This is a genomic window from Paenibacillus jilunlii (assembly GCF_900102965.1).
Taxonomy (GTDB): domain Bacteria; phylum Bacillota; class Bacilli; order Paenibacillales; family Paenibacillaceae; genus Paenibacillus_AQ; species Paenibacillus_AQ jilunlii.
Genome location: NZ_FNGM01000001.1, coordinates 440,318 through 462,158, shown reverse-complemented (window position 1 = coordinate 462,158; position 21,841 = coordinate 440,318). Strand labels below are relative to the sequence as shown.

The following is a 21,841-nucleotide window of genomic DNA, read 5'->3' as shown; positions in this document are numbered from 1 at the left end:
TCTCGGTCCATCTTGGATTAAATTTCAAAACGTTTCAGAATCAGCGCCATTTCGGCTTCTACGTCAACCCCGGAGTGCCTGGAAAGGTGGATCACCAGCAGCCCGCCGAAGATCTGCTCCCACCTGCCCTTATGCCCCGTTATCCGCTGCTTGAATTCATGAATTTCCCGCGAAACTGCGGCCTCTTTGCTGAGCAGCCAGGCATATCTGACATAACCCGATTTCTGCACCGTTTCCACATAATACGCTATTCCCTGCTTTTCCTCGACTCTAATAATATCCCCAAGGGCAATGCACGGATTGAAAATCGGTGTTTCTTCAATACGGTATTTCCCCCGCGCCACAGGTGTCACATCCAGAACCTCAATCTCCCGGCCGCGCTTATCAAAGCAAATATGCAGTCCTACCGTATCCGGCACTAAGCCCACCTCCATTCATTCAGCCAGATCCTATGTTCCATTATTTCATTTTTTTTAGTGAACTGGCAATAATCGATTCAAAAATTTTCCATGGGAGCAGTGTTTTGCCGATCACCAGCAGGCGTGAGCCTCTGCCGACAGGATAGCGCAGCCGCGGGGCCTTCATCGCAGTGATCCGGGCAATCAGCCCGGCAACCCGGTCCGGATCGGGTGCAGTCTCGGCGCTCGTCCGGGAATACCGCAGTACTTGAGCAAGCTGCTCCTGATATGGCGAGTTGGCGCTGGTGTGCATCCCCTCCATCCCTTTGCCCCAGATCGGGGTACGGAAGGACGCGGGCTCCACCAGCACGACCCGGATGCCAAACGGCAGCACCTCCTGGCGCAGACTCTCGCTGAAGCCCTCCACGGCGTATTTGGAAGCAGCATATGGTGCGTAGCCGGGAAATCCGGTCAACCCGCTGACACTGCTGACATTGACGATCAGGCCCGCCCGCTGACGCCGCATGACAGGCAGCACGGCCTTAGTGACTTCAATCAGTCCAAAAAAGTTCGTATCCATCTGCCGCCGCCATTCCTCCATGCCCACTTCTTCCACAAAGCCGCCTACAGCAAAACCGGCATTGTTGACCAGCACATCCACTCGTCCGAACTTGTCCATAACGGCCGCAACAGCCGATTGAATGGACGCCGAGTCTGTGACATCAAGACTTATCACATGTATCCGCTCGGCTAGTCCGGCTTCTCCGGCCTGGCGCAGCAGTTCCCCTTGGCGGCTTATGTCACGCATGGTGGCTGCGACCTGGCAGCCTTTGCGAGCCAGAGCCAATGCGGTCAGCAGCCCGAAGCCGGAAGAGGTCCCGGTGATGAGGGCGATTGAACCGGCGTTCTGCCCGTTTTCGCTGTTCATAATTGCACCTTCTTCATATTTTTACGCTCCGGAAATATTAGCTTAAAACAAATGTACTACAGCTTCAACTTCTGGATCAACGGGATACCGACCCGCCGGAGCAGCCATCCCAAAAAAGACCAGCTGCAGCGGTTCAGCCTGGATGTGCCTTGGTCAAAGACCGCCGACAGTTCTGTAGCCGCCACCGCTCCTCGGTTGCGCTTGAACTGCCCTACCCCGGAGCTCTCATGCAGCAGCTGCCCCCTGCTTCCGGCAAGGTCAATCAGTACGGCTGACAGCATCCGGTACAGGCCAAGCGGCTGGGACAATGAGGTATCGTAGCCGAACAGCGGCGCTGTCATCGCACCTTCGCGGCTGTAGAAGCCGAGCACGGCGTCAAGCCTGCCGTTTTTGCGCAGCCCGTAAATATGAAGTGTCCGCTTCTCCAGCGCCAGACGGATGTAGGCCTCCGTGAACTGCGGGTTATACTCCGAGTATTTATGTATATATAGCAGTTCGTACAGTTCCACAATGCGGGTGACATCTTCCGCCGTGATTTGCCCAGGTGCTTCAACCGTGTAGCCATGCTTATCGAGCAAAGCCCGGTCACGTTTGACCAGCCATTTGGCTTTGGACCCTGTAGGGTGCTGCAGCAGATAAATCTGGCGGCTCGGCACCCATTTGCAGCCATATCCCTCCAGAGCCTCCAGGAGAGCACCGGAAGTCTCCCAGCTCAGGGAGCGCAAAAGGACTGTATAACCGGGATACTCGGAGCGGAGAAAATCAATCACTTTCAGCAGCTGGCCGGGACTTACCGGAGGATAGAGATTGGTGGACAGGAGCCAGTTGTTGACTTGGACCACCCGGTTAAACCGGGCAGCCCTCAGCAGAAACCCCATGCCCCGCAAAATAACGGACAGAGTTCCCTCAAGCAGCCGGTTATTCAGCAAAGCCAGTTCCTCAGAAGCATAGCTGACATAATGAGTGTACGGGGAGCAGACATAGGAATTGGCATACTCCGCTTCATTTACGGTAATGGGGACCGGCAGGCCGTCAACGACCACCACCTTTACGGTTGTTTGCACATTGGCGATAAAATGCTCTGCCGGATGCTCCAGCATTGCTGAAATATATTGCTGCGCATACCGGCCATATTCCGTGTCAGGCCAATTCAGCTCCTGGATGCTGTGCCGGTCATATAGAAGCACTCCGTCCTTCACAGCTTCCAGCTCCTTTCAACCCTGCGCAGCTTTACAGCTCCAGGTGTAAAGCTGTAATCGGTGAACTGGAGCTGAGGCGGAATACAGCTGAAACGGGTGAACAAACGCGAGAATTCTCCGGTCAACAAGGACTCTATATCCTTTGCGTTGCCCCTGCGTGTGCGGTACGAAATCTCCAGATCCAGCGGACTGCGCTGAATGACCCGGTAATGCTCGATTTCCGCAGAAGCAGCCAGCACCGCCCGGGTGATGAAATCGGGAAACAGCGTGACCAGCCCGCCGTTCTCCGAATGGGGCAGATACAGAATATCATCGCATCGCCCTTCAATCCGTTCTATCGCCGTTAACAAAGAGCCGCAGGGACATGGCGCAGCCGATTCGGTAAGAATGTCATTCAGCCGGTAGCGGATAATGGGCTGGACGCTTCTTGAGAAGTCCGTCACAACCGGCACGAAGCGTCTGGAGTCACGGTCAAGATACTCTTTTTCAATATGAACAATATCTTCATTCAGGTGCAGCATGCCGTATTTACAGGTGTAGCCGAGAAACCCCTCCGTACATTGATAAGCCTGATGAACCGTCTGACCGAAGGTCTGCTCAATATGCTCCCGGTCCAGCGGGTCCAGCACTTCTGCAACAGAGATCAGCCGGCGCGGCTGAACCGTCAGGCCTCCCGACAGCCGGGCTTCGGCGAGCATACGGAGCATGGACGGCGGAGCGATCCAGATGTCAGGACCGTACTGCTCCAGCCGTGCGACCAGCTGCGGAACCGGCTCCAGCAGATCAAAATATTGAAACTGCAGGCGCCCTTGCCGGACAGACTCATAGAGATTGCTGTTCGCCCGGAGGAAAAAAGCGATCTTCGCACGTTCCCACAGCCCTCCGGGCAGCAGCTTCGCCAATACGGTACCTGTCCAGGCCGCCTGCTCCTCTTCACTGACCAGAAATATCCCGCGGCTGCCCGACGTTCCCGACGATAAGCCTACAGTAATTCCATGCAGTGTCGGCTTGAAATAACGGCTGTTCTCCGCCTCATAGGCCTCGGCAAAAGCCATGTCCTTGGTAATCCCTGCTGTATTGAGCGTATCGAAATAATCCATCATGAGCTGTTTTTCTATAATAGGAAAACGCCGCCACTCTTCCGCCGGTATATCAGCCCACAGATCGCGGTAAAACGGCGATAACCGGCGGATTCGTTCCACATGCTGCCGTATCCGCCGTTCCTGCCATTGTTCCAGGGCTGCCCGGTCCTTCCAGCGGCGCCCCCACCTGGTAAGAATGTAGTACCGGAGCGTCCGTGCCAGCCGTTTCATTGGACACCGCCTGTTCCCCAGAGAGCCAGTGCCTCCCGGCAGTGGCTGGGCACAATCCGCAGGCCGGGGAAGTTCTCGTGAATCACCCGTAACCGGTCAAAGTTATGCCGGTATTCCTTGCGGTCAGACATAATGAGACCGGCTGCCGGATGCGGCCTGCGGTTCTCGCGGAAGGCCCGGCTCGACCATACCGTATCCGCGCAGAGCAGATAGTCGTATCCGCCCCCGGACACAAACAAGCCGATCATTCCTGCGGCATGGCCGGACATCTCCACCGCCAGCAGACTGCCGTCGCCAAGCAGGTCATAAGCTTCCGTGAAGGGAAATCCGGGGGGCAGCGGGCGCTGTGGCGAGTACTCGTCCACGGGCAAGGAACGTGCAGTAAAATCCTCAGGAAGCAGTCCCGGAAGAAATCCGGCCCGTAGCGCCTTGATGGGGCCAAGACGGTGTACCGCCTCATATGACTTCCGCAAATAAATGAACTGCGCCCGGGGAAAATCCCGGACACCGCCGATATGGTCAGCATGAAAATGGGACAGCACTATATAACGGATCTCCTCCGGTGCAATGCCGGCTTCCTGGAGCCGCTCCACGGCACTTTCTCCCTCTTTGAATACTACAGGTGTAATATGGCGGTACAAGGAAGCCGGAAGCTTCGCCGTTTCCTCGAAGAAACGTGAACTGTAGCCTGTATCGAACAGGATCGGCCCATGACGCGGGTGCCTCAGCAGCGCATAGCCCGCAGGAAAAGCGACGGGTCTCATTGTCCCCCCCTTCAGCGTCAAAAGCTCGGGATGCAGGCAGTAGCCTGCTGACAGGATAGACACCGATACTGGAATTGAAGTTATCATTTGTGTTCTCTCCACCATTCTGCGAAGGAATGAAGGCCTTCGTCTGTAGTCACACGGGGGTGGTAGCCAAGCTGTTCCCGCGCCAGCGAAATATCCAGCGTCTGGGAGACCCCCAGTGCCGAAGCGGAATACCGGGTGAGCACCGGCTCGCCCAGGAAGGGCAGCATCTTGTATACCCCTTCCAATAGTCCTGCAAAAGCGTATGCAGTCCGGTAGGGAAGCTGTCTGCTGTGCAGCGGCATCTCCAGCCGGGCAAACAGCCGCTCAAGCAGTTCCCTGAACATGATGGGCTCGCCGTTCGTGATGTTATAGGCACGCCCGGCTGCTGACAGCGGGGCACTGGAGCAGAGCAGCATGGCATCAATGACATTCTCCACACAGGTGACGTCAATCATGGCCCCGCCGCCATCCAGGAGCGGCACTCCCTTGCCCTCATTGGCCGCAAGAAGCCGGGGGAACAGGGCATTGTCCATAGGCCCGAAGATCGCCCGGGGCCGCAGCATAAATACCGCCAGACCTTCTCCGGCCGCCTGCTGCACGACACGCTCCGCCATGCGCTTGGTTGCAGCATAGCTATTGGCCGGTTTCGGCGGGAGCGGGTCTGCTTCCCGGATGCCGAAGCGGCTCCCGCGGCTGGAATACAGGCTGGGAGTGGAGATATGGATTAGCCGCCGGACCCCGTGCCGCTTGCAGCCCTCCGCTATGTTACGTGTGGCTTCCACATTGCAGGCCACAAAATCACTGTATTTGCCCCAAGGGGAGGAGAGCGCCGCACAATGAAAGACGAAATCCATTCCTGCGCACGCGCGGACCGCAGCTTCCGTGTGGCGCAAATCTGCACATACAAAGACTGCACCATCCTTTTCTATCTGCTGTCCGGCCTCCCGGTTTCGCCCAAGCCCGAATACTTCCCAGCCCCGCTCTGCAAACCTCCGTACCGTATGACGGCCAAGAAAGCCCGTTGCGCCTGTTACAAGCACTCTAGTCATCATTCACCGTTCCATTCTATGTCTTCTGTCAAGGCTTCAGTAACTGAAATCTTGTTCCGCCTGGCAAAGCGGCAGGCATGATATACAATCCGAAGCTGCTCGCGGAAAGGACGCAGATCATTCCTGCGGAAGATTACATCCTCCGCTTGGCGCAGCGCTCTCCCCCACTCCGCCAGTCCTGCCGGTCCCGGCCGCAGGGCGCAGGCGAGCATGGGAAGCGCGAGCATGGACTTTTTGCCGGAACGCGGCGTGCTGACAGTTCCGGCCTGCACCAGCTGCTCCGGATTCAGCAGAGCCTGCACCAGCCCGTCCTCTGCAGCGAACAGATGAATCCCGCTGGTCGCACGCGGGTTACACTCAATCGGATACAGTGTTCCCCCCTGCACCTGGATGAAATCAAAGCCGATCTGGCCGCTGAAGCCGGCAGCCCCGCTGAATCGCTGCACCCAGTCCAAAGCAGCCGGATGCTCCAGATGCTCAAAGTACACACTTGCTCCCGTCCTGCCGGTCCGGTATCTGCTGCCATATGCCGCATGTGCAATTACTTCACCTTGATGCACAACACTGTAAGTGCATATGGCCTCACCTGTGATATATTGCTGCGCCACCCATGGCGCAGCGGATGAAATGCCGCGCGGAGCTGCAAGACTGCGCGGGCCAGCTATGCCCTCCTGCCCCCCGGCGATCGTTCGGGGCAGAATGACTTTGGAGGCAAAGCGGGAATACGCCGGTTTGTACACCCAAGCCTCCCTTTTATGTGCGGCTTCACCCGTCTGGATTCTCCATTCCTCCGGGCTGCTGAGCAGCCGGGTCTTGGGGACGGTTAATCCCAGTTCGCGGGCCCAGGCAATGAACTCGCCCTTGTGGTGCAGTCTGGCCAGCGTCTCCCGTTCTGCGGAAAGCACGCGGCAGCCCCGGAGGCGGTCGAGACCGACCGATATATAAAAAATCTCCTCGCACAGCGGAATCAGCACATCAATGTGCAGTTCTTCTACCAGCCCTGCCAGCCGATCAATATAAGCTTCCGGGTTGTGCCTTGGCGCCGGGACGCGAAAGCTTTGTTCAACAGCCGAAGAAACGCGGCACAAATGGTATTCGGCGCTTTCTGCGGCATGCACCCGGTGGCCCGCAGCCCGCAGCAGCCGGGAGAGCTCCAGAGCCACTGGTGCCCGTCCGCCGGTGATGAGCACGTTCATCGGCGGACTGCCGGAAGGATCAGTAATCAAGAATCAGGCCTCCCAGTGACAGCCCGGCAGCAGTTCCAATGAACAGTATGCGGTCTCCCCGCTGTACCCGCCCCTGACTGACCGCTTCATGCAGCCCCATCGGGATCGAAGCCGCAATGGTATTACCATGACCCGGTGTATTGTCGAGGAACCTGTCCACGGCTATGCCCAGCTTTTTGCGGAGCAGCCGCATGGCCATCGCACTTCCCTGATGGGGCACCACCAAACGGAAATCCTCCATTTGCGTGTGGCTCTGTGCCAGCATGTCTCCCAGGAATTCGGGAAGGAGCTTAGATGCTTTTCTAAAAATGGCTTGTCCGTCCATATGAAACAGATACGGCTGCGCATTCTCCTTGCTGTATTTCCGGGCATGCAGTCTGGTGCCCCCTCCGGCAATCTCCGAATAACGGGCGCCGCTGCTGTATGTTTTGAGCGAGGCATGCAGAATCTTCGAAGACTCCCCGGCTGCACTCGGACCAATGACCACCGCAGCCGCCCCGTCTCCAAACAGTGCCGCACTCTCCTTGTCTTCATAATCAAGCCCGGCTGAAGCAATCTCCGAAGCTACCAGAAGCACATTCCGGTATCGTCCGGCTTCAACCATATAGGACATGACATCCAGGCCTACCAGAAAGCTGAGGCAGGTTGAATCGATATCAAAAGCGGGCACGCCAGAGTTCTCCTGTCCCATGGCCTGCTGTATAAATACGGCTGTACTCGGCAGTGGCTGCTCCTTGGTTCCGCTGGTGCAGACCAGGCAATCGATATCCGAAAAGCTGAGGCCTGCCGCCAGAAGCGCCGCTTCGGCCGCCTTTGCCCCCATGGTGGAGGCCGTTTCACCCTCGCCGGCATAATGCCGTACCCCTACACCCGTAATTTTGTTGACCCAGCCTGCAGGTGTGCAGAGCACTGCGTCCAATTCCTCATCTGTCACCTTCCTGGAGGGCAAATATTTACCCGTCCCCAGGATTTTTACATGTCTAAGCTGCACAACGTCATCTCCCTGTTCCAACTGGTTCTAGGTGCCGAACATTATCCAATATTGTAAACTATAGATTTATTCTACTAGATTTCTTGGTTCAGTTACATAATACTAGCAAAAGAAACGAAAAAAGCGAACCCGCGTTCTTTTTCGGCTTGACTATCCATTTATTCCAAGCTATAGTAAAAGAACGAATTTCCATACGATAAGCGGGAGAAGCACCTCGCAGGACAGGCCCTTGGGCCTTTCTTGGGGGTGCTTTTTTGCGTGTCTTATCGATTACTATTACAGGAGATGAATTCAATGAAAGATGTAAGACGGAAGTACATTGCTGCTGAAAAAAGGTACAGCGCAGGCTTGTCCGGCAGATGGATAGGGTTGCTGATATTGCTAATTGCATTGACCGCACATGCCCCGTTTGCTGCTGCTGCTGCCGATTGGGACTCTGCGCTCGAACAGATTCATACGCTGTACAATGATTATACCGGTCTGCAGACGACATTAAAGTCCGAAAGTACAAGAACCCAGACCCTCCGCAAGCAGAACAATGCCGATCTCAAAGCGATTAATCTGAAGCTGAAGGCGGAAGATGCCGGCTTGCTGAACCGGCTGAAGACTGAAGCTGAAGCCATGAAGAAAAAACATGCGCCACTCTTGGAGGAGTACACTTCGCTCAGCAAGCAGATTACAGCAGCACGCAAGGCAGGGAACCTGAAGTCGGCGGCTCTCCTGGAGATTAAGCGCAATAAGCTTAAGGCGGCAGCTGCCTCTGCCCGGTCTGAGGTCAAGGCGAAGAATACTGCACTTGCTGTAGCCCGGGCGCTGACGGCAGCCAAGATAAAACCTGCCAAAGAGGCCTTAGCGCCTGTCTCAAATCTCAAAAAGCAGATAACAGCTCAGAATAAAGCGGCCAGCACCGCACAGTCGGAGCGAACGGACGCTGACAAGCGCTATAAAGCCGCGATTGCGTCGGGAGACGCCATCACAGCGGCTGCGGCGATGAAATTGTCTTATGCCCGGATGGGGGAGCTTCGTACTTACGGGCAGCAATCGTACGCATGGGAGCAGAAGATCACGCTTGCACTGCGGACTGCTGAAGCCAAGCTGCCCAAATAAGCCCGCTAAGGATGCATTTATAACAATACTTACTATGTTATACAGGCAGCATCAGATTTCCTCTGTACAGGCCGTCCCTCAAATCAGCCGCACCAGCCAGATGATCACATGAGCTGCCGGCAGAAGTACAAGCTGGCCCAGCAGGGTCCCCAGGAAACGTGAGCCCATCAATAAGACGTAGATTTTCCCCAGCTGATCACGGGAATCTGCATTTTCAATGGCTTTATGGGTGATAATGCCAAGCTGAGGATCAATGAAGATCGTCAGCATAATGGTAGCGAGCCCGTTGATCAACCCGGAAGCCTGGGATGCGGTAGTGCTTAGAGCAGGTACCAGATGGGCTGCCAGCAATGAGGACAGTACACCGACCGTATAGAACGCGGTAACAAATATATTCATAACAATGAAGCGCTTCGGAATCCCCAGATAGCGGAAGCTGTGCAGCATCACTCTGGGCTTGCGGAAATACTTGCGGGTGTTCTTCAGCTGGCCGATCGTCACACTGGTCAGCAGCTTGGGAATGGAGCCTTCAATCTCCAGCCTGGAGATGATTCTTCCGCACAGCCCCACAAAGCTCGGGAACAAGGCAATGGCAATCAAGGTACCCAGTGAAGAGGCCAGCATGATGATCCGCAAATAGTTGTCCAGAGGAAAGGTGTCATGTGTCTTGGCATAATCAACAAATTTGGCCGTCAGCGGAGCCTGGACCATATTGGCCGTTCTGGATACCAGCACGATAATCCCTGTCAGGGATAATGCGATGGCGATTTTGTTGAGCTTCACACCGGCAAAGCGCACCGAATACGATAACGTCTCGGCTGTGTGAATGATCATGGTCAGTATGCACACTACGATTAAACTGTTCGTCATTAGCGGATCTCAACTCCATATCAGGCAGCGTTTGGCTGATTTGCAGCAGTCCCGTCATCCATATAATTACCAATGCAAATCAACCCACTAAATATATATTCTCTGACTGCTATAATCCAGAAGCAATTTTGTAAGATTTATAGAATGACTTATCGGATTTATCCGCAAGAACGCAAAGAGCAGACATCCCGTGAAGATATCTGCCCGACTAAACTGGTTCTCCATGAATTTGTTAATCTACCCGCTCTTGACATTTGTTCATTCGACTTCTTGAAGAGCAACGGACTGCAAAGGCCCCGTCTGAATCAGCCGGGTCAGCATCAGCGCCATTTCTTCGGCGGTGTAGGTCATACCTGATTCCAGCCAGGTCTGAATCAGTCCGAACTGGGCTGCACCCAGATAGTTGATCAAATAACGGTCGGGGATGCCGCCAAGTGTTGCGCCGCCGCTGCTTTGCTTCACATGGTCATACATATGTGTGCCCATCAGATATTTCAACCGTTCTCCCAGTGCTTTTGAGCCTTTGGGATCAAAAATCGCCTTAAAAAAATCAGCATGTTTGCTTAAATGGGTGAAAGCTCTGACGATCGGCCCGAAGGGTGTTTGCTCTGTGTTGTTGTATAGCATTGCTTCAAAATCTGCCGGTCTAAAAAGTTCCTCCAGCTCCTTCATCATCTCTGTCCGCTCAATCAGCTCACAAATATCATGGTAATGGAGATAAAAGGTCCCGCGGTTAATTCCGGCCCGCTGCGTCAAATCTCTGACCGTCAGTCCGCTGATCCCTTTTTCTTTCAGCAGCTCCATGAACGCTTCATCAATCAGCCGCTTGGTGCGGATTACCCTAAGATCCCTGTCTTTGTCCGTCAATGGATTCATTCCTTTGCATGAAGCTATATTATAATCGTCACTTTGCCGGGTCTGTTCATTAATCAACATTTTTACAAAGCTGATTATTGTAGCCGGCTGCTGCACTTATTATAATTGACCCTGCATCGACAGATCAACACGCGTCCCCAAAGATACACGTGTTCATTATAAGCAGGAGGATGATCAATTTTGCAATATCGAAATTTATCCCGTACAGGTATCCGTGTCAGTGCCTACGCCCTTGGCGGAGGCGTCATCGGATCAGGTAACAAAGACGAGGCTGAATGTTTTCAAATGATTCATCAGGCCATAGATTCCGGGATCAACTTCCTGGATACTTCGGACATCTACTCCGGCGGCGAATCCGAGCGGATCATCGGCAAAGCACTGGCCGGACGGCGCAGTGAGGTTATATTGGCGACCAAGGTAGGCAACCCCAAAAGCGGGGCAGTCAATCATCAGGGCGTATCAAGGTTGTGGATCAGACAGGCCGTTGAGAACAGTCTGCGTAGTCTGCAGACCGACTATATTGATCTGTACCAGCTCCACAGACCTTTTGCGGATACCGATTTCGAGGAAACGCTCGATGTGCTGACAGATCTGGTGAAAGAAGGGAAAGTCCGGTATATCGGAACCTCCAATCATCAGGCCTGGCAAATTGCCGAAGCGCAGGCCGTAAGCAGCCGTCGCTTATTGCAGCGCTTCATCAGTGAGCAGTCTCCTTACTCTATCCTCAAACGGGGCATCGAGCTGGATCTTCCAGGGGCGGCCGACAAATATAATCTTGGGCTTCTTGTATATGGGCCACTGGCCGGAGGACTACTGACCGGTAAATACAGAGCAGGCCATGCTGCAGCCGAAGATTCGCGAGCCGCTCGCTACAAGGGACATTCCGCCGGGGAGGCACTTGATCCTGAACGTCCCGAAAACAAAAATAAATTTGAGCTCATCCATAAACTGCAGACCGTAGCCGATGAGGCGGGAATCTCTCTGCCGCATATGGCTGTTGCTTTTACACAAACGCATCCAGCGGTAACTTCGACAATTATCGGACCACGAACCCCTCAGCAGCTGGGTAACTTTTTAAGCGGAGCCAATCTGCAGCTCAGCGCGGATGTGCTGGACGCCATAGACCGGATCGTTCCCCCAGGCAGCAACGTTGACGATGTGGACCGGGCCTGGACACCGGATTGGCTATCAGCGGCGCAGCGCAGACGGTAACAGACGTCACCCCAGGAGCTAAACACTAACAAACCGCCCTCTCATCCAGCAGATGAAAGGGCGGTTCATTAACATAGCCTTGATGCAGCGTAAGACATTACTGTTCTGCTCTATGAAGATTTTTTAGGCCAACAAAAACGGTCCAAAGCATAGGAGAATGCTATTCCTACCGTATAACGCAGCAGATCAATCCAAAGAAATCCCTTCCCCAGAATTAAGCCCCCTACCCTGGTCGTCCGCAGCCCGTTGATCCATTCTCCCTGGTAGAGCTGGCTGAACTCAATTCCGAAGCTGAAGCACAGGCTCAGCAACAGCGACTGCCATAAAGGTTGCCGGGTGAACAGCACACGGCAGGCAAAATATATCATCGACGCCCACAGGGCATCCCCCAGATGGCTGGCCGCAAATGGTGGCAGCTCCTCACCAAAAGCTCTGGAGCCGAGACCCATAATCATCGCCACAAGCACAGCAGTGCTATAAATAATTTTGGACCTCATTACCTTCATCCCCATATATCTTGATGATGAGCTTTATTCGAAGATGGCCCGATCAGTTGCAGAATCCCCTCCAAAAATCTCCGGGGGATATGGGATCGCCAGTTCTGGAAACTCTTCTTCGCTAAAAAACACAAGCTCCTCTGCCTCCCCGTCTACACTTCGGAGCGTTCCTTTGACGATTGAACATTCAAACACAATGACCGAATATTGGACCCGGTCCCCATTGATGTATTCATATGTATACTTCTCACCGCCGAATACGCCAATAATCCGCAGCGGATTCACCATTAAGCCCGTTTCTTCAAAGACCTCCCGGCGCAGTGCCCTTGATGGAGTCTCACCAGGTTCAATGGCACCTGCGGGTAAACCCCACAGCTGTTCCCCGCCTTTGCGGAGCAGGAGAATTCCGCCTTCCCCATTCCGGATCACCGCTGCGACAGACGGCACCATCAACAGTTCATTCCCAACCTTATTGCGCAGACTGCGGTAATATTCAGATATTGGCATGTTAGCCCTCCCTATAATCTATCCTTATTGAACGAAATTAAGCTGATCTGCTCATCCTTGGCGTAGCTGTCGCAATCCGAAACCTCAACCTTGTAAAATTTTGCAGTCTCGGCAAGTCCGATTGCCCTGCATACATATTCGGTCTTCCCTGGATTTGCAGCCATCCCGTCTCTGGTATTATCCACGGTCCAATGGATCTCCCTGCCATCATTATATACGTCATGTATGTACGGCCCGCTGTCTATTCCCCACTCCAGCATGGTTAGATTATCGCCCGTACCTTCCTTGAAGCGTGTGATCATTTCTTCAATCCGCTGCAAATCCGTCCGGTCAAAATGGGTGATCAAATTACGTTGTTCCCTGGCCTCGGGCTTGCCCGCTGCAACCAGCAGCAAGCCCGCCAAAATCCCGATGATGAAAGTTTCTATCACAATAATAACGATGCTGGCCTTTCCAAACCTGCGCATTCGCCCTCCCGAACCACGTTTTTTCTTGATAAACCTATCTCACTATATTTTACAAGACTAGCATGTATTCCTTGTCTATACAAACAGCAAAGGAACATTGCCAACCGGGCAGGTTGACAATGTCCCTAGATATTCCGTAGAAAATTCGCTTAAAGCCTGCTTTTAGCCTTCCCCAAGCTCAAGCCCCTTCACGCTGCGCCGCCGGGTCCGGCAGGTCCAGAGCAGATCGGCTGCAAGCAGCAGCACCGCAAGTGGCAGCAGAAGCAGCCACAACGTGGAAATCCGGAGATACAGCATCTCGATGAGCGGCTGCAAGCCATAAATACAGACCGTCGCCAGCCCCCACCAGTATAAGGAAAACTTCAGGCAGATATGCCCCCGCAGCTGATAGGACATCTTCGAATAATCCCACCACTGCTTATGAAAGACTGACTGCAGCAGCCATCCGCTGGCGTATTCGACAGCAGACGGGATGATTAACGCCAGCAAAATCATCAGCGGCAGCGATAGCCCCAGGTCCTTGGCACCCAGCAGCAGCAGCGGGGCAAAGCCGTACATCGGCTTAAAGGGCCCTTTGAGGAACCCTTCCTTGCGGAACGTTCCCAGGCTGTACAGATTATAGCTGCCCTCCAGGACCCAGCCCAGAAAGGAATACAGCATAAAATAAAAAAAATATTCACCGGCCAGCAGCGAACCCGGAGCATCCCCCAGCGAAAGCAATTGTGTAATCGAAATAGGTCCCGCCCCCTCACTGTTATGAACAGGTCGTATTGGGAGGTAGTATGCCCGGTAAAAACGGGAATCATTATGGTAAATATTAGTTTTTTCCAAACAAAAAATAATGTTTAATATTTTTGCGCTTCGCGCAATTTTGCGTGTTAAGCAATTTTTCTATATGTGCAATAATATGAGACGGAGGTTAGATCACTGGACGCTTATACACGGGCCCGGATTTGCGTATGGTCAGGTCCCTCCCCCGGTTCGTGGCTTATCTGCTGTGAATAATCCAGACTGTAGATTCTATAAGGAGGAGAGTAAAATGGTAGATGATCAAGACACAAAGGTCGCTGCGCGTTTGAAAAACAAGGTATTCTTCGAGCGTGACGACATCGATTTCACTTTTCAGTGGTTGCTTTCGTTCATGCACTGCGGAGGCGTTTCCCAGGGAGAGCTACTCAAACTTGCCCGGCAGATTGATCCGAATTCCATTACCAGTTATAAGAATGAATTTGAGAAGGAAGCCATTAAAGTTGAGGCAACCGCAGAGGACAGTCTGAAGAGGGGCCACTCATTTAGCGCCGGGGAGGCGTTTATACGCGCCCACTCGTACTACAGAGCGGCCTTCTACGGTACGTTTCCGCACGAACCGGATTTCTCACGGTTTCATCAAAAGAGTGTGGAATGCTTCCAGAAGGCGCTTGATGCGAAGTCTGGGCAGACTCCCCATGAGTGGGTGGAGGTGGAATACAAGGGTTATAAGTTCCCAGGCTGCTTTTTGAAGGCTGAGCACAGTGATGTGCCAAAACCGACGATTCTTTTCCACAATGGTGGAGAGACACACAAGGAGGACACCTACTTCCTCGGAGGACAAGCGGCGATTGATCGGGGATATAATGCGCTGATCATTGATCTTCCTTGGGATGTCTGTGCCAGATTCTATGAACCCGAGGCGACAGCCAAAAACTTCCCAAAGGAAGAGCTGCACAACGTCTATAGAGCCACCACTGATTTCCTCCTCGCCCGCCCTGATGTGGACGCTGCCCGATTGGTCGTAAGCGGCATGAGCTATGGCGGCGCCAAGACAATGGTCCATGCAAGTTGCGATGACCGTTTTGCTGCGGCAGTTCCGAACTCACCGGTATACTCAATGGCTAGCTTCATTGAACGCGGGATGCCTTCGTTTCTTCGAGGCAGCGCGGATGAAGCAGCAAAGCAAACTGAAAAGATGCCATATACAGGCCAGGCACTGTTCGCCGGATCAGTTTGGTCACACGGCTTCGATAGTATCGTAGAATGGTATGATGCAGCAAAGGAAGCGCTCGACGTTGATCCGCGGGACGTCCAGTGTCCCTTGCTCTCCATGTACTCGGAAGCCGAACATCCTGAGATGAAGAGACAAGCGGTTGAGACTTACGAGAAAGCACCGAACAAGAAGAATGCTATCTTTTTGGGGACTGAAGAGGATGGCGCTGACCTGCACTGTCAAATTAACAATTTACCGCTTAGCTATCAGGTTATGTTTGATTGGCTGGACGAAGTCCTCGATTATAACATTCAAACTTCAGTTGAGCAGAAATAATAATTAGCATTAAGGATCTTTAACTATCCGCATAATTGGAGGAACAGATGACATGACGACTGAAAAATCCGGTTTGAGAGAACGTAAGAAGGATGAGACACGGCGAACGCTCAGCGAAATAGCCCTTAACCTCGCCATCGAAAAAGGGGTTGGCCAGGTTCGGGTTGAGGACATTGCCGCTGCCGCAAATGTCTCCCTAAGAACGTTCAATAACTATTTCCCATCTAAAGAAGCGGCCATCATCGGCAACGCGTATCAACGTTCCGAGAAGATTGCTGTTGCGTTAGCCGATCGTCCGCCCGGTGAGGCTCTAAAAGACTCGCTCCGAGCCGCAGTTCTTGCCGGGTTTTCAGAGGCCTCAGACCGGCAATGGCTGGCACGCATGATCCTCCTTCGGGATGATCCCGCTTTGATCGGCGCACAGCGAAAGGCAGAGATCGAGTTCGAACGGAACCTCGCGAAGGTCATCGCAGAACGTACAAAAAAGGATTTGACGCGGGATATCTATCCGACATTATTAGCAGCGATGCTAATTGCGGCGGTACGTGCAGCTGTCTTTTTTTGGACAAGTTCATCTCCAGGAGGGCCAACGCTACACGAAATACTTGATGACGCAATCAGCCAGTTGGGGTATGAGTATTAATCAAAAAAACATAACCCGCAGGTTATGCTATGATTCTGTGAAGCTTCAGACAGCGCTCCCGATAGATTAGTTTTTGTCGTGCTGCTCCTTGAGCAGCTGGGTCAGCGACTGTCCGCCATGCTGCTTTCTCAGCGTGTCCAGCTTCATATCGCTGCGAACGCCAAAGTCCGAACCGTACTTTTTCTCAAGATTGCCCACAAGCGCATCCCCGCGCTTTTGCCGATACCGGCCGTTCTCGTTTCGACTCCGCATTAACGATTCCTCCCCGCAATATGGATTGCCCAGAGACTTGTGAAATCTGCGATGATCTGGAGAATGAAGACATGCTTGAGTTTGTGCTTGACTTTACTTTGCTTGACTTTACTTTGTTTGACTGTGCATTACTTGATTCCAGTATATATTATTTACTAATCGGTTCTCAATATGAGCCGTTCAAAAAACAGACTATCCTGTAGGATAGCCTGTCAAAAGACAGGGACGCTGTCTTTAGTGCTTGGGGAACGGATCAGGATGGGAGGTATCAGCAGGTTTGGATACCCATTCATCAGCCTCCGGCTCAATGTCTACACCATTCTCCATCTTTTTGCGTTCTGCGAGCGAATCGTCTGTTTTGCTTTCTTTATTGCGGATGTCCGCTTCATTTTTGATATGCTCTGACATGTGAAATCCTCCTTTGCATGCTGTGCAGGTTAATGGGTTACTTAGTTTATAGTTACCCATTGGACTGTTTTGCAAACATACTGACATTCATTCACACCATGGCGCTGCTGCACGCCTTATTCGTAATACACCCTGAATACAATATCCTGCTCGTAATTGCCGAAGCCCCGGCCGAACAAAGTTAATCCGCCCCGTCTTCGGGTGCTGTCTTCTGCGGTTAACCGGAAGCTCCATTGATCCTGCTGCCAGGATACATCATTCAGCGTCACAGCGGAAATCCGCTGTCCGTCTATATAAGTCCCCCCCGAATTAATCCGCAGCACCTTCAGCAGCCCGTATTGGTTCACATCGGGGTTCCACCAGGACGGCGTCAGCCGCCCTCTCATTACGCCGAAGTCGCCGGGACTCGTCCACTTGCCCAACTCTGCTCCATTCAGGGTGAACGTAATATCCGAAGGCCATTTCTCATTCACATGAGGGGCCTCTGAGCCAATTTCCATGGAGATTTCGATCTCCTGGACCTTCTGATCCATAAAAAGATAATTCGGCACCTTATACTCCACATAGCCTTTGGCGAACCACAGGATTCCGGCATCTGCCCGCTCGGGGTCCAAAAAGTAACGCGGATCATCATAATAACCGATCAGCTTCTCCGTGGTAGCAATGCCGCACGTTGGTGCTGCCCGTAAATCCGTATACTGCCCCACAGGGACCGATACCTCAACCACTTTTCTGGAAATGCTGCGTGAGCCCGCCAGCTTAATCTGTAAAAAATTCGCGGACAATGAACAGTATTTATAGGTTCCGCCGTCCATTCTTTTCATTTGTGAGCTGACGATGCCGGCTCTTTGCAGCTTGGCGACATGAGTACTGACAATGGCGCTGCTCAGATAGAGGCTTGCAGCAAGCTCTTTAATATGCATCTCCCGTTCACTCAGCAGATCAATAATGCGCAGCCGCACCTCGCTGGCCAAAGCTTCATATACCCTAAGCGATTCAGCATCCGTTGTTAAATACATTTCTATCCTCCAATCTATCCTTCAAGGTAAGAATTAGTTATTAAGTTAATCCTGAATTTTTATATTGCTAATTATAAAGGATGATTCGTATGATGTAATCATTAAAACACAATATTCAATTAAGATTTATATTAATCCTGAAAAGGAGCAATTTGACTATGACCATTAAGGCATCCATGATTGCCGACAAAGACTTCAAGCTGGGAGAGGTAGACCCGCGTCTCTACGGTTCATTCATCGAGCATCTGGGCCGTGCCGTTTACGGGGGAATATATGAACCGGGACATGCTACGGCGGACGAGAACGGATTCCGCCAGGATGTGCTGAATGCCGTCCGGGCACTGAATGTTCCCATTATCCGTTATCCCGGCGGCAATTTCGTCTCCGGCTACAACTGGGAAGATGGGGTTGGCCCAAAAACGGAACGCAAGCAAACACTGGAACTTGCGTGGTGGACCACTGAAACGAATCACGTAGGCACCAATGAGTTCGCAGAATGGGCCAAGCTGGCCGGCTCAGAGGTCATGATGGCAGTGAATCTGGGCACGCGCGGCATTGACGCCGCCAGAAACCTGGTCGAATACTGCAATCATCCCTCCGGCTCCTACTGGAGCGACCTGCGGATCTCCCACGGGGTGAAGGCTCCTCATCGGTTCAAGACCTGGTGCCTCGGCAACGAAATGGATGGCCCCTGGCAGATCGGGGCCAAAACCGCTGTGGAATACGGACGGCTTGCCAACGAAACCGCCAAGGCCATGCGCTGGGTGGACCCGTCGCTGGAGCTGGTCGCCTGCGGAAGCTCGGGCAGCGGCATGAGCACTTTTGCCGAGTGGGAAGCGACTGTACTGGATTTGACTTATGACAATGTGGATTTCTTGTCCCTGCATACCTACTACAACAATAACGATGGAGACACCGCCAACTTTCTTGCCAAGTCTCTGGATCTGGACCAGTTCATCGACAGCGTGGCAGCGATATGCGATTATATCAAAGCCAAAAAGAAGAGCAAAAAGAAAATCCACCTGTCTCTGGATGAATGGAATGTGTGGAAATCCCAGGGGTCAAGCCGGATGGAAACCCATTGGCAGATTGCTCCGCCGGAATTCGAGGATGTTTATAATATGGAGGATGCATTGGCTGTGGGCTGCTGCCTGATCAGCCTGCTGAAGCATGCAGACCGGGTGAAGATGGCTTGCATTGCCCAGCTGATCAATACCATTGCGCCGATTACGACTGAGAACGGAGGACCGCTATGGCTCCAGACTACGTACTACCCATACATGCATGCCTCCCTTTACGGGCGGGGAACGGTGCTGCATCCGCTTATTAACAGTCCTAAATATGATTCCAGCGAGTTCACCGATGTTCCTTACCTGGAAGCAGTAAGCGTATACAATGAGGAGCTTGGTGAAATTACCGTCTTTGCTGTAAACCGCCATTTGAGCGAAGGAATGGAGCTTTCCGTGGATTTGCGCAGCTTCGGACCCACTGAAGTCATTCAGCATACCGTTATGGATCATGAAGATCTGCAGGCGGCCAACACCAAGCTGCATCCGGGGAATGTCCTTCCCCATGACCGCGGAACAGCGGTGGCTGAGGACGGCCGCATCACCGCCCTTCTGTCCAAAGCTTCGTGGAATGTGATCCGTCTGCGGGTGAAGAGCTAGGCCGGATTTTCTAGTGATACATGATCCATGAAACAAGCGGGCCTACTATGGAGCCTACTATCGCACAGACTGTCATAGCCACAGAACTCATGGATACCGACTGTTCTCCGTACTCCAGCGCTTTGGCTGTACCCAGAGCGTGAGAAGCTGTCCCCAGGCCGATGCCAATGCCGGATTCGCTGCGTATTCTGAACAGTTTGATGATATAAGGCCCGCCAATGGCTCCGGTGAACCCGGCGATCATGACGAAGACGGAGGTTAAGGAAGAGTCACCGCCAAGACTGCTGGAAATCTGGATCGCTACAGCGGTTGTAATGGATTTGGGCAAGATCGAGAGCACATACAGCTTGGAAAAGCCGAGGCCCACCGCCATCAGCATCCCGCTTAACATGCCGACCAGCAGCCCGATAACCGTCCCTCCGAGTATGGCCGGCAGGTTCTGCCACAGCACATGGCGCTGCTTATACAGCGGGTAAGCAAGGGATACCACAGCCGGTCCGAGCAGGCGGTTGATCCATTCACCGCCGATCATATAGGTGTCATAGGAAATATCGAAGCCAAGCAGAAGAACCACCACTGTAAAAGTTGCGGTGAGCGCCGGCAGTAGCACAGGAAGACGAAACCTTTTGTACAGCATGGACATGAACAGATAAATACCAACATTCATCAGAACGAAGCCGGCGGCAAGCAGGATATTCATGCTTCGCTCCCCTTCTCGCGGGCAACCGTTATTTTAGAGCGGCTTCTGCTGCCGGTCCGGCGGACTGTGATCCACTCGGTGGCATGTGCCGTCACAACCATGGTCAGCACACTGCTGGCGACCAGGATGCCAATCATCATCAGCCCCCGGCCGCTGAAAATATCCAGGTGATTCATAATTCCGGCTGTTGCCGGGATGAAGAACATTGGCAGATAGGCCAGAATGAATAAGGAGCCGTCCTCAATCAGCTTCACGGGCACGATCTTGAACAGCAGTAAAATAAACAAAAGCAACAGTCCGACAATGCTGCCCGGAACCGGAAGATGCATCAGCTTCTGCAAATAATCTCCGGCGAGAAAGAATATGTACAGTACAGCTACCTGGGCAATAATACGAATGATTTTCATGCTGCAGGAATCCCTTCAATCTTGAAATGACAATCCGTTGCAAAAAATGCTCACTCCATAAGACTATCAGAGTTTTCAGTAATTTTTCAATTGTTTTTCGAAGCTTTTATGTATTTTCAGGACCTCCACACAGCAAAAAACTGCTTTGCAGGCAGGCACAAGGTATCATGTGACCCCCAGCAGAGCAGTTTTTTGATTTCATTCCAATCCATTCACCGGCAGCCTTATACCCACTGAATAACTTGATCTGCACTGCGCCGGGTTTTGCCGCGCGGCTCATTCAGGCGATAGCCAAAAGCCACCATGCAGGCGATTCCGAAATGCTCTGGGTCCATAATGCCCTCAGCCGCCAGAATCTCTTCGATTTTCAGCTTGTCGAAGCCTTCAATCGGACAGGAATCAATGCCGATCTGGGCAGCGGCAGTCATCATATTGCCCAGGGCCAGATAAGTCTGGCGGGCGCCCCACTCGAACAGGGCCCGGTCATTGCCCGCTAATCCGAAATCGGTTGTCAGGAAGGTGTCATACATTTTACTTTTTCCTTCAGCAACTTCCGGAGGCAGGTTCTGCACATCCTTCATGAATCCCTGGATATAATCCGATCCGGCGGTCAGATCTTTGGGCAGTCTGGAGAGAATCAGCACGAAGTGGCTGGCTGTCGGAAGCTGCTTCTGGGCTCCCCAGGCAAACGGTCGCAGCTTCTCCCGGATGTCCGGGTTCTGTACCACAACAAACTTCCAAGGCTCAAAGCCAAACGAGCTGGGTGAAAGCCTCCCGGTTTCCAGGATGAACTGAAAGTCTTCTCCGCTGATCTTCCGGCTGCTGTCGAATTCTTTCGTGGCATGTCTGAATTCATAGGCTGCTATAATTTCCTTTTTGACTGCTGCTGTAATTTCCATTGTCTCTACTCCCTTTCGGTTCACTTCATTTAATTGACTGCCTGAAGCTTATGCGTTTATATTAATGTATATATAATTGTTTTTGAAGTACGCACATTAATGTAATGTAGTATACA

Annotated in this window: 25 protein-coding genes; 5 read left to right on the top strand and 20 right to left on the bottom strand. The window is 52.7% G+C overall.

Annotated elements, in window-relative coordinates; all coding sequences use genetic code 11:
- Positions 1–17: 17 nt before the first annotated feature.
- The 8 genes from BLQ82_RS02130 to BLQ82_RS02095 are packed head-to-tail and all read right to left on the bottom strand — an operon-like array spanning position 18 to position 7,895.
- Complete coding sequence (locus tag BLQ82_RS02130; protein ID WP_062520561.1) at positions 18–419, bottom strand: DUF4265 domain-containing protein; 402 nt, start codon at positions 417–419, stop codon at positions 18–20.
- 40 nt (positions 420–459) lie between these two features.
- Positions 460–1,326: an SDR family oxidoreductase gene (locus tag BLQ82_RS02125; RefSeq protein ID WP_062520558.1), complete on the bottom strand. Its 867-nt coding sequence runs from the start codon at positions 1,324–1,326 to the stop codon at positions 460–462.
- 56 nt (positions 1,327–1,382) lie between these two features.
- Positions 1,383–2,525, bottom strand: coding sequence for a GNAT family N-acetyltransferase (locus BLQ82_RS02120; RefSeq protein ID WP_062520555.1), 1,143 nt, complete (start codon positions 2,523–2,525; stop codon positions 1,383–1,385).
- The gene (locus BLQ82_RS02115) at positions 2,522–3,838 is read right to left on the bottom strand and encodes a F390 synthetase-related protein (protein WP_062520553.1); all 1,317 of its coding nucleotides are present in this window, start codon (positions 3,836–3,838) and stop codon (positions 2,522–2,524) included. The genes BLQ82_RS02120 and BLQ82_RS02115 overlap by 4 nt, the downstream gene beginning before the upstream one ends.
- A complete protein-coding gene (locus BLQ82_RS02110) occupies positions 3,835–4,689 on the bottom strand; it encodes an MBL fold metallo-hydrolase (RefSeq protein ID WP_062520551.1) in 855 nt (284 codons plus the stop codon). Before BLQ82_RS02110 ends, BLQ82_RS02115 begins: the two co-directional genes overlap by 4 nt.
- On the bottom strand, positions 4,686–5,681 hold the full coding sequence (locus BLQ82_RS02105) for an NAD-dependent epimerase/dehydratase family protein (RefSeq protein WP_062520549.1): 996 nt from the start codon (positions 5,679–5,681) through the stop codon (positions 4,686–4,688). The genes BLQ82_RS02110 and BLQ82_RS02105 overlap by 4 nt, the downstream gene beginning before the upstream one ends.
- Entirely contained in the window at positions 5,678–6,904 is a 1,227-nt protein-coding gene (locus tag BLQ82_RS02100) for an ATP-grasp domain-containing protein (protein ID WP_244280670.1), read from the bottom strand. Before BLQ82_RS02100 ends, BLQ82_RS02105 begins: the two co-directional genes overlap by 4 nt.
- Positions 6,894–7,895, bottom strand: a complete 1,002-nt coding sequence (locus BLQ82_RS02095; RefSeq protein ID WP_062520547.1) for a beta-ketoacyl-ACP synthase III — start codon at positions 7,893–7,895, stop codon at positions 6,894–6,896. The genes BLQ82_RS02100 and BLQ82_RS02095 overlap by 11 nt, the downstream gene beginning before the upstream one ends.
- A 294-nt stretch (positions 7,896–8,189) precedes the next feature.
- Here BLQ82_RS02095 and BLQ82_RS02090 point away from each other — a divergent pair, with 294 nt between their 5' ends.
- Positions 8,190–9,002, top strand: coding sequence for a hypothetical protein (locus tag BLQ82_RS02090; RefSeq protein WP_062520545.1), 813 nt, complete (start codon positions 8,190–8,192; stop codon positions 9,000–9,002).
- A 78-nt stretch (positions 9,003–9,080) separates the two neighbouring features.
- On the opposite strand, the gene BLQ82_RS02085 is transcribed toward BLQ82_RS02090, so the two are convergent.
- Together BLQ82_RS02085 and BLQ82_RS02080 are read right to left on the bottom strand one after the other, a co-directional pair.
- Positions 9,081–9,872: a lipid II flippase Amj family protein gene (locus tag BLQ82_RS02085; RefSeq protein ID WP_062520543.1), complete on the bottom strand. Its 792-nt coding sequence runs from the start codon at positions 9,870–9,872 to the stop codon at positions 9,081–9,083.
- Between the two features lie 258 nt (positions 9,873–10,130).
- Positions 10,131–10,739, bottom strand: a complete 609-nt coding sequence (locus BLQ82_RS02080) for a TetR/AcrR family transcriptional regulator (RefSeq protein ID WP_163704394.1) — start codon at positions 10,737–10,739, stop codon at positions 10,131–10,133.
- A gap of 189 nt (positions 10,740–10,928) precedes the next feature.
- Here BLQ82_RS02080 and BLQ82_RS02075 point away from each other — a divergent pair, with 189 nt between their 5' ends.
- Positions 10,929–11,960: an aldo/keto reductase gene (locus tag BLQ82_RS02075; protein ID WP_062520539.1), complete on the top strand. Its 1,032-nt coding sequence runs from the start codon at positions 10,929–10,931 to the stop codon at positions 11,958–11,960.
- A gap of 110 nt (positions 11,961–12,070) precedes the next feature.
- On the opposite strand, the gene BLQ82_RS02070 is transcribed toward BLQ82_RS02075, so the two are convergent.
- The 4 genes from BLQ82_RS02070 to BLQ82_RS02055 form a co-directional block, all read right to left on the bottom strand.
- Positions 12,071–12,457 (bottom strand): ribosomal maturation YjgA family protein, encoded by a 387-nt coding sequence (locus BLQ82_RS02070; protein ID WP_143013324.1) that lies wholly within the window; start codon positions 12,455–12,457, stop codon positions 12,071–12,073.
- Between the two features lie 33 nt (positions 12,458–12,490).
- The gene (locus BLQ82_RS02065) at positions 12,491–12,964 is read right to left on the bottom strand and encodes an NUDIX domain-containing protein (protein WP_062520535.1); all 474 of its coding nucleotides are present in this window, start codon (positions 12,962–12,964) and stop codon (positions 12,491–12,493) included.
- A gap of 11 nt (positions 12,965–12,975) precedes the next feature.
- Positions 12,976–13,431 (bottom strand): DUF4362 domain-containing protein, encoded by a 456-nt coding sequence (locus BLQ82_RS02060; RefSeq protein WP_062520533.1) that lies wholly within the window; start codon positions 13,429–13,431, stop codon positions 12,976–12,978.
- Between the two features lie 162 nt (positions 13,432–13,593).
- Positions 13,594–14,151, bottom strand: a complete 558-nt coding sequence (locus BLQ82_RS02055) for a putative ABC transporter permease (protein WP_062520531.1) — start codon at positions 14,149–14,151, stop codon at positions 13,594–13,596.
- A 319-nt stretch (positions 14,152–14,470) separates the two neighbouring features.
- On the opposite strand from BLQ82_RS02055, the gene BLQ82_RS02050 reads away from it, so the two are divergent.
- Together BLQ82_RS02050 and BLQ82_RS02045 are read left to right on the top strand one after the other, a co-directional pair.
- Entirely contained in the window at positions 14,471–15,730 is a 1,260-nt protein-coding gene (locus tag BLQ82_RS02050) for an alpha/beta hydrolase family protein (protein WP_062520529.1), read from the top strand.
- Between the two features lie 52 nt (positions 15,731–15,782).
- Positions 15,783–16,373 carry an acyl-CoA-like ligand-binding transcription factor gene (locus BLQ82_RS02045; RefSeq protein ID WP_025707562.1) on the top strand — a complete coding sequence of 197 codons (591 nt, stop codon included), beginning with the start codon at positions 15,783–15,785 and terminating at the stop codon, positions 16,371–16,373.
- Between the two features lie 66 nt (positions 16,374–16,439).
- On the opposite strand, the gene BLQ82_RS02040 is transcribed toward BLQ82_RS02045, so the two are convergent.
- The 3 genes from BLQ82_RS02040 to BLQ82_RS02035 all read right to left on the bottom strand — a co-directional run bounded on the left by BLQ82_RS02040 (position 16,440) and on the right by BLQ82_RS02035 (position 18,052).
- Positions 16,440–16,625 (bottom strand): hypothetical protein, encoded by a 186-nt coding sequence (locus BLQ82_RS02040; RefSeq protein ID WP_062520528.1) that lies wholly within the window; start codon positions 16,623–16,625, stop codon positions 16,440–16,442.
- Between the two features lie 234 nt (positions 16,626–16,859).
- Positions 16,860–17,033 carry a hypothetical protein gene (locus tag BLQ82_RS31735; RefSeq protein ID WP_167529890.1) on the bottom strand — a complete coding sequence of 58 codons (174 nt, stop codon included), beginning with the start codon at positions 17,031–17,033 and terminating at the stop codon, positions 16,860–16,862.
- Positions 17,034–17,149: 116 nt separating this feature from the next.
- Positions 17,150–18,052, bottom strand: coding sequence for an ArsR/SmtB family transcription factor (locus BLQ82_RS02035; RefSeq protein ID WP_062520526.1), 903 nt, complete (start codon positions 18,050–18,052; stop codon positions 17,150–17,152).
- 158 nt (positions 18,053–18,210) lie between these two features.
- On the opposite strand from BLQ82_RS02035, the gene arfA reads away from it, so the two are divergent.
- Positions 18,211–19,719 (top strand): arabinosylfuranosidase ArfA, encoded by a 1,509-nt coding sequence (gene arfA, locus BLQ82_RS02030; RefSeq protein ID WP_062520525.1) that lies wholly within the window; start codon positions 18,211–18,213, stop codon positions 19,717–19,719.
- Between the two features lie 10 nt (positions 19,720–19,729).
- On the opposite strand, the gene BLQ82_RS02025 is transcribed toward arfA, so the two are convergent.
- The 3 genes from BLQ82_RS02025 to BLQ82_RS02015 form a co-directional block, all read right to left on the bottom strand.
- On the bottom strand, positions 19,730–20,419 hold the full coding sequence (locus BLQ82_RS02025; RefSeq protein ID WP_062520523.1) for an LrgB family protein: 690 nt from the start codon (positions 20,417–20,419) through the stop codon (positions 19,730–19,732).
- Positions 20,416–20,826, bottom strand: a complete 411-nt coding sequence (locus BLQ82_RS02020; RefSeq protein ID WP_062520521.1) for a CidA/LrgA family protein — start codon at positions 20,824–20,826, stop codon at positions 20,416–20,418. The genes BLQ82_RS02025 and BLQ82_RS02020 overlap by 4 nt, the downstream gene beginning before the upstream one ends.
- 224 nt (positions 20,827–21,050) lie before the next feature.
- Positions 21,051–21,725 (bottom strand): NAD(P)H-dependent oxidoreductase, encoded by a 675-nt coding sequence (locus BLQ82_RS02015; RefSeq protein WP_062520519.1) that lies wholly within the window; start codon positions 21,723–21,725, stop codon positions 21,051–21,053.
- Positions 21,726–21,841: the final 116 nt, after the last annotated feature.

Excerpts from the sequence above, each read along its gene's own strand:
- BLQ82_RS02125 (WP_062520558.1), bottom strand. The coding sequence starts at position 1,326 with ATGAACAGCGAAAACGGGCAGAACGCCGGTTCAATCGCCCTCATCACC.
- BLQ82_RS02115 (WP_062520553.1), bottom strand. The coding sequence starts at position 3,838 with ATGAAACGGCTGGCACGGACGCTCCGGTACTACATTCTTACCAGGTGG.
- BLQ82_RS02110 (WP_062520551.1), bottom strand. The coding sequence starts at position 4,689 with ATGATAACTTCAATTCCAGTATCGGTGTCTATCCTGTCAGCAGGCTAC.
- BLQ82_RS02105 (WP_062520549.1), bottom strand. The coding sequence starts at position 5,681 with ATGATGACTAGAGTGCTTGTAACAGGCGCAACGGGCTTTCTTGGCCGT.
- BLQ82_RS02090 (WP_062520545.1), top strand. The coding sequence starts at position 8,190 with ATGAAAGATGTAAGACGGAAGTACATTGCTGCTGAAAAAAGGTACAGC.
- BLQ82_RS02085 (WP_062520543.1), bottom strand. The coding sequence starts at position 9,872 with ATGACGAACAGTTTAATCGTAGTGTGCATACTGACCATGATCATTCAC.
- BLQ82_RS02070 (WP_143013324.1), bottom strand. The coding sequence starts at position 12,457 with ATGAGGTCCAAAATTATTTATAGCACTGCTGTGCTTGTGGCGATGATT.
- BLQ82_RS02065 (WP_062520535.1), bottom strand. The coding sequence starts at position 12,964 with ATGCCAATATCTGAATATTACCGCAGTCTGCGCAATAAGGTTGGGAAT.
- BLQ82_RS02060 (WP_062520533.1), bottom strand. The coding sequence starts at position 13,431 with ATGCGCAGGTTTGGAAAGGCCAGCATCGTTATTATTGTGATAGAAACT.
- BLQ82_RS02050 (WP_062520529.1), top strand. The coding sequence starts at position 14,471 with ATGGTAGATGATCAAGACACAAAGGTCGCTGCGCGTTTGAAAAACAAG.
- BLQ82_RS02045 (WP_025707562.1), top strand. The coding sequence starts at position 15,783 with ATGACGACTGAAAAATCCGGTTTGAGAGAACGTAAGAAGGATGAGACA.
- BLQ82_RS02040 (WP_062520528.1), bottom strand. The coding sequence starts at position 16,625 with ATGCGGAGTCGAAACGAGAACGGCCGGTATCGGCAAAAGCGCGGGGAT.
- BLQ82_RS31735 (WP_167529890.1), bottom strand. The coding sequence starts at position 17,033 with ATGTCAGAGCATATCAAAAATGAAGCGGACATCCGCAATAAAGAAAGC.
- BLQ82_RS02035 (WP_062520526.1), bottom strand. The coding sequence starts at position 18,052 with ATGTATTTAACAACGGATGCTGAATCGCTTAGGGTATATGAAGCTTTG.
- arfA (WP_062520525.1), top strand. The coding sequence starts at position 18,211 with ATGACCATTAAGGCATCCATGATTGCCGACAAAGACTTCAAGCTGGGA.
- BLQ82_RS02025 (WP_062520523.1), bottom strand. The coding sequence starts at position 20,419 with ATGAATATCCTGCTTGCCGCCGGCTTCGTTCTGATGAATGTTGGTATT.
- BLQ82_RS02020 (WP_062520521.1), bottom strand. The coding sequence starts at position 20,826 with ATGAAAATCATTCGTATTATTGCCCAGGTAGCTGTACTGTACATATTC.
- BLQ82_RS02015 (WP_062520519.1), bottom strand. The coding sequence starts at position 21,725 with ATGGAAATTACAGCAGCAGTCAAAAAGGAAATTATAGCAGCCTATGAA.